This is a genomic window from Kitasatospora sp. NPDC001547 (assembly GCF_042894165.1).
Taxonomy (GTDB): Bacteria; Actinomycetota; Actinomycetes; order Streptomycetales; family Streptomycetaceae; genus Kitasatospora.
Genome location: NZ_JBIAVL010000034.1, coordinates 61,710 through 69,680, shown reverse-complemented (window position 1 = coordinate 69,680; position 7,971 = coordinate 61,710). Strand labels below are relative to the sequence as shown.

The 7,971-nt window shown below is 73.4% G+C and carries 7 protein-coding genes; 3 read left to right on the top strand and 4 right to left on the bottom strand.

The window, feature by feature from the left end:
- Positions 1-102 precede the first annotated feature (102 nt).
- Positions 103-330, bottom strand: coding sequence for a DUF3263 domain-containing protein (locus ACFY0X_RS34780; protein ID WP_387760514.1), 228 nt, complete (start codon positions 328-330; stop codon positions 103-105).
- Between the two features lie 101 nt (positions 331-431).
- Between ACFY0X_RS34780 and ACFY0X_RS34775 the strand changes: the two genes are divergently transcribed.
- Positions 432-782: a cupin domain-containing protein gene (locus ACFY0X_RS34775; protein ID WP_387760513.1), complete on the top strand. Its 351-nt coding sequence runs from the start codon at positions 432-434 to the stop codon at positions 780-782.
- Between the two features lie 81 nt (positions 783-863).
- On the opposite strand, the gene ACFY0X_RS34770 is transcribed toward ACFY0X_RS34775, so the two are convergent.
- On the bottom strand, positions 864-2,144 hold the full coding sequence (locus ACFY0X_RS34770; RefSeq protein ID WP_387760512.1) for an extracellular solute-binding protein: 1,281 nt from the start codon (positions 2,142-2,144) through the stop codon (positions 864-866).
- Positions 2,145-2,449: 305 nt separating this feature from the next.
- On the opposite strand from ACFY0X_RS34770, the gene ACFY0X_RS34765 reads away from it, so the two are divergent.
- The gene (locus ACFY0X_RS34765; RefSeq protein ID WP_387760511.1) at positions 2,450-3,397 is read left to right on the top strand and encodes an ROK family protein; all 948 of its coding nucleotides are present in this window, start codon (positions 2,450-2,452) and stop codon (positions 3,395-3,397) included.
- A complete protein-coding gene (gene nagA / locus ACFY0X_RS34760; protein WP_387760510.1) occupies positions 3,394-4,575 on the top strand; it encodes an N-acetylglucosamine-6-phosphate deacetylase in 1,182 nt (393 codons plus the stop codon). The genes ACFY0X_RS34765 and nagA overlap by 4 nt, the downstream gene beginning before the upstream one ends.
- A gap of 67 nt (positions 4,576-4,642) precedes the next feature.
- On the opposite strand, the gene ACFY0X_RS34755 is transcribed toward nagA, so the two are convergent.
- Together ACFY0X_RS34755 and ACFY0X_RS34750 are read right to left on the bottom strand one after the other, a co-directional pair.
- Entirely contained in the window at positions 4,643-5,650 is a 1,008-nt protein-coding gene (locus tag ACFY0X_RS34755; protein WP_387760509.1) for a hypothetical protein, read from the bottom strand.
- A gap of 179 nt (positions 5,651-5,829) precedes the next feature.
- Entirely contained in the window at positions 5,830-7,617 is a 1,788-nt protein-coding gene (locus tag ACFY0X_RS34750; protein ID WP_387760508.1) for a diguanylate cyclase domain-containing protein, read from the bottom strand.
- Positions 7,618-7,971: the final 354 nt, after the last annotated feature.

The following is a 7,971-nucleotide window of genomic DNA, read 5'->3' as shown; positions in this document are numbered from 1 at the left end:
ACCCCCCCCCCCCCCCCCCCCCCCCCCACCCCCCCCCCCCCCCCCCCCCCCCCCCCCCCCCCCCCCCCCCCCCGGCCCCCCACCCTCCCGAGAGCCCCGCACTCAACGCGCCTCCCGCCGCACCTCCCGAACCCGCCGCAACCGATTCACCAGCACCGGCGCCTGCGCCAACGCCTCCTCCCGGTCCAGCAGAGCGTTCAGCACTTGGTAGTACCGCGTCGAGGAGAGCCCCAGCTCCTCCCGGATCGCCCGCTCCTTGGCCCCCGCCGTTCGCCACTGCCGCCCCTCCAGCGCCAGCACCGCCCGGTCCCGCTCGGTCAGCTCACCCACCGGAAAACCTCCGTCCACCACTACGGAGTGTCATTCTCCCGCGCGACCCCGACACACACTGCTCGCCCCACCGTCCCCCGTCCCGGACTACCGTCACCCCCATGACCACGCCCGGCTTCGCCCTGCACATCCCCACCGCCGACCTCGACCCCGACCCGCTCGACCCGTCCCAGATCGTCTCCGGCACCCCCGAGGTCTCCGGCAGGGTGCTGTCCGAGTCGGCCGACGGCCGCCACCTGCGCGGCCTGTGGCAGATCACCCCGGGCGTGGTCACCGACGTCGAGGCCGACGAGATGTTCGTGGTGCTCAGCGGTCGGGCCACCATCGCGATCGAGGGCGGCCCGACCCTGGAGGTCGGCCCCGGCGACTGCGGGGTCCTGCGCGAGGGCGACCGCACCACCTGGACGGTCCACGAGACCCTCCGCAAGGCCTACGCCATCACGCTCCCCTGACCCCTCCGCCCGCCAGAACCCCACCCGTGAACCGCCCCCGCCCGGACCGGACCCCCTCCTCACCCGGTCCGGGCCCCGGCCCTACTTGCGGACCTTCGCCGCCTCCTTCACCGCCGCGTCCTGCAGCCCGCCGAGCACCTGCTTCGGGTCCCCCGTCACCGCCTGCCCGATCCCGGCCTTGATCTGGTTGCTGACCTCGCCCCAGGCCGGGTCCCCGAACGGGTAGAAGCTCGCGTTGGTCAGCCCGACCGCGAACTGCTTGAGGTCCTCGTGCTTGGGGTCCGACGACATCTGCCCGAACGCGTCCTGGGTGACCGGCAGGAGGTTGTACTGCTCGTCGAACTTCAGCTGGTTGTCCTTGTCGTAGACGAACGACAGGAACTTCTTGATCTCGTTCTTGTGCCCGTTCGCCTTGAACGCCATCATCCAGTCGGCGACCCCGAGGCTCCCGGTCCGCCCGACGCCGTCCTTCTTCGGGATCGGCGCCGTCCCGAAGTCGATCTTCCCGGCGGTCGCCATCCGCAGCAGCGTCGGATGCCCGTTCAGCATCGCGACCTTCCCGGCGGCGAAGTCCTGGAACACCGGGGTGCGGTTCATCTTTCCCGGTTCCGGGTACGTCAGCCCGGTGCCCACCAGGTTGCTCTTCAGCCAGTTGAAGGTGGCCTGGTTCTGGGGGCTGTCGATGGTGTAGTTGCCGACGTCGTCGGAGATGCTGCCGCCGCCGCTCAGCGTCCAGAGCATCGACTCGGCCGGCGCCTCCTCCGGCCCCAGCGGCAGCCCGTACGGGGTCACTCCCGGCACCTTGGCCTTGATCTTCTCCGCGTCCTGCCGCAGTTCGCTCCAGGTGGCCGGCGGCTGGGCGATCCCGGCCTGCCGGAACACCGCCTTGTTGTAGAAGAGCACCCGCGACGAGGACACGAACGGGATCCCGTACTGCGTCCCGAGCACCTGCCCGGCGTGCGCGAAGGTGTCCAGGAACCTGGCCTGGGTGTCCACCGAGAGCACGTCGGAGGCCGGGTACAGCCGGTCCGCCGCGACCTGGTCGGCGAAGCCGCCGGTCTGGAGCAGGTCCGGCGACTTCCCGGCCGCGATCATGTCCTCGACCTTCTTGCCGATCTCGGTCCAGCTGTCCACCTCGACGCTGACCTTGATCCCGGGGTTGGCCGCCTCGAAGTCCCTGGCGACCGCGTCCCAGTAGCGCTTGGAGTTGGTCTCGGGGCTCTCCCCGTAGTCGGCCGCGACCAGCCTGAGGGTGACCGGTCCGCCGTCCTGCCCGCCGCAGGCGCTGACCGCGGTGAGCACCAGTGCTCCGGCCAGCGCACCGCCGAGCACACGGGTGGGAACGTGGACGCGCCTGTTCAACGCGGGTACCGCCTTCGGGGGGGATGAACTTCGACCGGAACGGGGGATTCCGGCAGGGGGACGCGCAACACTGCCAAACCCGCCGACCACCGGTCCAACCCACCGGCCCGCGCCGCCCCAGGAGTTATCGAAGTGCCCGGAGTCATTGCACGATGCGCAACAGAACCCCCGTCCCCACGCTTCACGCGCCCCGGCGCAAAGGCCCGCACACCGGCGCAGCTGCGACAAAGCTCACCCAGTATGGACCAGACCAATCCGACAACTGGACTAGACCTCTTCGACCCGCCCAAGGGAAACTGTCCTCCGTGAAGCACGTCATCGCACTCGATGTAGGCGGCACCGGCATGAAGGCCGCGCTGCTCGCCCAGGACGGCTCCGTGCTGTTCGAGGCACGCCGACCGACCGGGCGGGAGCACGGCACGGACGCCGTCGTCGCCGCCATCCTCGACTTCGCCACCGACCTGGCGGGCGAGGGCCGCAGCCGTTTCGGCGCCGCCCCGCTCGCGGCCGGTGTCGCCGTCCCGGGAACGATCGACGAGAGGAACGGCGTCGCGGTCTTCTCCGCCAACCTCGGCTGGCGGGACCTCCCGCTGCGCAAGCTCCTCGGCGAGCGCCTGGCCGCACCGGACGGCGGCGCGATGCCGGTGGCCCTCGGCCACGACGTGCGCTCCGGCGGCCTGGCCGAGGGCCGGCTCGGAGCCGGCCGCGGCGTCGACCGCTTCCTGTTCGTCGCCCTCGGCACCGGCATCGCCGGCGCCATCGGCATCGAGGGCCGGATCGAGGCCGGCGCGCACGGCTACGGCGGGGAGATCGGCCACGTCGTGGTCCGCCCCGGCGGGCCGCGGTGCGGCTGCGGCGCCCGCGGCTGCCTGGAGACGCTGGCCTCCGCCTCCGCCGTCTCCCGCGCCTGGGCCGAGGCCAGTGGCGACCCCGACGCCGACGCGGCATCCTGCGCCGCCGCGGTGGACGCCGGGGACGACCGCGCCCTCGCGGTCTGGCAGCGGGCCGTCGACGCCCTGGCGGACGGCATCGTCCTGGCCCAGAGCCTGCTCGACCCGTCCACGGTGATCGTCGGCGGCGGGCTGGCCGAGGCCGGCGACACGCTCTTCACGCCGCTGCGCGCGGCGGTCACCGAGCGCCTGACCTTCCAGATGCCCCCGAAGGTCGTACCCGCCATGCTCAAAGACACCGCCGCGTCCCTGGGCGCGGGCCTGCTCGCCTGGGATCTGCTCTCCATGGAGGTGACCGCGTGACCACCGCGGACCGTGACCGTACTGCCCTGGCCGGTGCCCGACTGGTCCTGCCCGGCGGCGTCGTCGAGGGCGACCGCCTGACCGTGGAGGGCGAGCGCATCGCCGGTCTCGGCGGCGACACCGAGCCCGGCGACCTCGACCTGACCGGGTACACCGTCGTCCCCGGCTTCGTCGACCTGCACGTCCACGGCGGCGGCGGCGCCTCCTACACCTCCGGCATCGCCGAGGAGGCGCTGCTGGCCGCCCGCACCCACCTGGAGCACGGCACCACCACCACGGTGGCCTCCACCGTCACCGGCGAGATCGACGAGGTCGCCCGCCAGGCGCACGTCCTCTCCGAACTCGTCGAGGACGGCGTCCTGGCCGGCATCCACTTCGAGGGCCCGTTCATCTCGCCGGGCCGCTGCGGCGCCCACCGCCCCGACCTGCTGCGCGAGCCCGACCCGGCGCTGGTGCGCAAGCTGGTCGACGCCGCCCGCGGCCACGCCAGGATGGTCACCCTGGCCCCCGAGCTGCCCGGCGGCCTGGACTCGGTGCGGATGCTCGCCGACCTCGGCGTGATCGCCGCCGTCGGCCACACCGACTCCGACTACGCCACCACCCTGGAGGCGATCGAGGCCGGCGCCACCGTCGCCACCCACCTGTTCAACGCCATGCCCGGCATCGCCCACCGCGCCCCCGGCCCGATCGTGGCGCTGCTGGAGGACGAGCGGGTCACCGTCGAGCTGATCAACGACGGCGTGCACCTGCACCCCTCGGTGCTGGACCTCGCCTACGGCACCGCCGGCGCGAACCGGGTCGCCCTGATCACCGACGCGATGGGCGCGGCCGGCATGGGCGACGGCCTCTACCCGCTCGGCCCGCTCCAGGTCGAGGTCAGGGACGGCGTGGCCCGGCTGGTCGAGGGCGGCGCGATCGCCGGCTCCACCCTCACCCTGGACGTGGCCTTCAAGCGCTCGGTCACCGTCAACGGGCTGAGCCTGAACCAGACCGTCGAGTCGCTGTCCGCCACCCCGGCCCGGCTGCTCGGCCTGAGCGACTCGATCGGCTCGCTGGAGACCGGCAAGCTCGCCGACCTGGTCGTGGTCGACTCCGACGGCTACGACCTGGTCGCGGTGATGCGCCGCGGCCGCTGGGTCCTCGGCGGCGAGAGGTTCCCCACCGTCAAATCCGCCTGAGCGACGCCGACGGCCGCCCTCCCCCTGCGGGGACGGGCGGCCGTGGTGCGTCGGGGGGCGGGCCGGATCAGCCGTTCGGCTCGACGGTGACCTGGTCGATCAGGACCGGCCCGGACGGCACCGTGAAGGTCACCGAGTTCGACCCGGCCTGGAACTGCGGGAGTATCCAGGTGGAGAACCAGGCGGCCGTCTGGTCCTTGGGCGGCGCCCCGTAGACCTTGTACGTCACCCCGCTCGGCCAGTCCTTGCCGTTCACCACGGCCGCGCCCTTGAACTCGGCGCCCGAGTAGTTGTAGTGCACGGTCAGCTTGTACGTCCCGGCGGCGGCGACGTCACCGGTCCAGGTCACCGAGCCGCCCGGCTGGAGCGTCAGGTAGCTGCCGTCGGCCGACTTGGCGCCCTTGACGCTGTTGCCGGAGGGCGCGTTCTGCGCCTGGAGCTGGCCCGCGTCCACGGTCGACGGACCGGAGATCGGGGTGGCGGTCGCCGACGGGCCGGTGCTCGCGGCCGAGGCCGTCGGAACCGGGGAGTTGGGGGCCGGCGGGGCGGTGGTCGCGGTGCCGCCCTTGGCGTTCTTGTCGTCCGGGTCCCCGGTGGAGAGCGCTATGCCCGCGCCGATCGCTATCGCCGCGACCACGGCGACCGCGCCGATCACCGCGCCCTTGCTCCGGCCGCTGCTGCGGGGCTCCTCCCCCGGCTGCGGCCGGGAGCGCTCCGCGTAGCGGGCCTGCTGGGTGGGCGCGGCTCCGTACTCGGCCTGCTGCGGCACGCCGGGCTGCCCGCCGTACGGGGCCTGCGGCTGGCCGCCCTGGTACCCCTGCGGCGGCATGCCCTGCTGGCCGTACGGCTGCTGCGGTGCCCGCTGCGGATAGCCGTACTGGGCGCGCCCGACCTCCATCGGGCGGCTGTACGGCGTGCGGGGGACCCCCTGCTGCGGCTCGGCCGGCTGCCCGGTGGAGCCGTCGGCCGGGCGGTAGAGGTAGCCGAACGGGTCGTCGTCCTGCGGGGCACCGCCCCCCTGGCCCTCGGGCACTCCGTTGCTGCCGGCGGTCGTCACGGTGGTCTGCTCCCCCATCCGGTGCGCCACCTGCTGCGGGCGGCGCGGATCATGGACGCTGTCGTACCGGGAACCCTACCTGTCGTACCTGACAGCGGGAAAAGAACCCTTGACAACTCGCGGGTAACCCCGGCCGACCAGGGCGGTCCCGCACCCCGGCGCCCCGCCGTCCGCCCGCGCCGGTCCGCCCCGGGCGCTCAGCCCGCGCGCCGGTGCGAGCGCTCGCCGCGCGCCCCGCGCACCGCCCCGCCCCGGGCCCGCTTCTCGTCGTACATCCGTTCGTCCGCGGTCTGCAGCACCTCCTCGATGCTCATCCCGCAGCCGGCCCAGCCGACGCCGAGGCTCACCCCCACCCGCATCGCCCGTCCGTCGATCCGCATCGGCGGGATGATCGCGCCCCGCAGCCGGTGGGCGAGGTCCTTGGCCTCCTCGCGGCCGATCCCGTCGGCCAGCACCACGAACTCGTCACCGCCGAGCCGGGCCACCGTGTCGCCGTCCCGGACGGCCTGGCTCAGCCGCCGGGCGACCTCGACCAGCACCGCGTCGCCCGCGTTGTGGCCGAACCGGTCGTTGATCGACTTGAAGCCGTCCAGGTCGCAGAAGAGCACCGCGAGGCCCTTGTCCACCGCCGCCGCGCCGCCGGAGCGGAACGGCGCCGACCAGGCGTCGCCGCCCGGCCCGTACTCGGCCGGGACCACCGCGTGCACGTGCTCCCCGTAGCCCGGGCCGAGCCCGCCCGGCAGGCCCTCGGGCAGGCCGTAGCCGTGCACCGGCCCGGCGTACGGGTCCGCGCCCTCCAGTCCCCCGCGCGCCGCGTGGGCGCCGGAGGAGTCGGCCGGGTAGCCGTACGGCTGCGGGTAGGCCGGCTCGACCTGGCCGGCGGTGGCGCCGACCGGCTGCGGCTGGGCGCAGAGCCGGCGGGCCAGCCGGGCCTTGAGCTCGGCACCGTTCGGCAGCCCGGTGAGCGCGTCGTGGCTGGCCCGGTGGGCGAGCTGGAACTCGTGCCGCTTGCGGTCCTCGATGTCCTCCACGTGGGTGAGCAGGAAGCTCGGGCCCTCGGCCGCGTCCGCGACGATCGAGTTGCGCAGGCAGACCCACTGGTAGCCGCCGTCCCGCCGGGACAGCCGCAGCTCCGCCCGGCCGCTCTCGGCGCTGGTGCGCTCCAGCAGCGCCCGGTCCTCCGGGTGCACGAGGTCGGCGAAGCTCTGCTGGCGCAGCACCGCCCGGGGCCGGCCGAGCAGCCGGCAGAGCGCGTCGTTGACCCTGGTCAGCTGGCCGCGCCCGACGCCGTGCAGCTCGGTGATCGCCATCCCGCTGGGCGCGTACTCGAAGGCCTGGCGGAAGCTCTCCTCGCTGGCCCGCAGCGCCTGCTGCTCCTTCTCCAGCCGGGCCAGCGCGCGCTGCATCTCGGCCCGCAGCCGGGCGTTGCCGATCGCGATGGAGGCCTGCAGCGAGAACATTTCCAGCGCCTCGCGGGTCCAGGCGCCGGGCCGCTTGCCGCTGCGCGGGCGGTCCACCGAGAGGACGCCCAGGAGGTCGCCGCCGGCGCTGTACATCGGGGCGAGCAGTCCGTCGGCGGGGTGCCAGTCGTTGGCGTACACCGGCAGCGGTCCGTCCCCGATCCAGCGCGGGATGTCGCTGGCGACGGCCCAGCCGCGGTCGTACGGCAGGAAGCGCAGGGTGCCCCAGTGGTCGCTGACGCCGAGCAGCCGGTCCCAGGACTCCCGGGATCCGACCTGGCCGAGCAGCACGGAGGGGCCGCCCATCGGGCTCTCCTCCAGCTCCCAGACGGCCGCCACCACGAGGTCGCCGTCCGGCCTGACCAGGCTGACCGCGGCCGCGTCGAAGCCGAGCCCGTGCACCGCGCCTTCGACAACGGCCTGGAGCGTGCCAGCGAGGCTGCGGGCAGCGTTGAGGTCCGCCACGACCCGGTGCAAGGTGCGGAGGGTCGCGAGACGGACGTACGGCTCCGACTCGGCTTCCATGCGGGGGCTCCCCGGCTGCTTCGGATAGTTCTTGATTGGTTATCGTCCGATTGCCAGAAGAACTGAATCACAGGGAGCACAGCGCTCGGCACGCTCGGTCAGCAATAGGTCATCACTTGTGACTTAAATCACACGACACCAATGCGCCCTTCATCAGTTCATCTGCCCCATAGCGGGACATAAAGAGCTATCGGTACATTCCTGGTGGTCGACCGCATCGGCCCCGGGCTGAAGCCGACTGGGCCCCCCAGTCCGGTCGCTTCACTCCTGAGGGTGAGTTCGGCCACCGGGCGCAACCCTTCGGCCGCACCGCCGGTCCTACGACCAAGGCCCGATGCCGTTCCCCCCGGGTGA

Excerpts from the sequence above, each read along its gene's own strand:
- ACFY0X_RS34775 (WP_387760513.1), top strand. The coding sequence starts at position 432 with ATGACCACGCCCGGCTTCGCCCTGCACATCCCCACCGCCGACCTCGAC.
- ACFY0X_RS34755 (WP_387760509.1), bottom strand. The coding sequence starts at position 5,650 with ATGGGGGAGCAGACCACCGTGACGACCGCCGGCAGCAACGGAGTGCCC.
- ACFY0X_RS34750 (WP_387760508.1), bottom strand. The coding sequence starts at position 7,617 with ATGGAAGCCGAGTCGGAGCCGTACGTCCGTCTCGCGACCCTCCGCACC.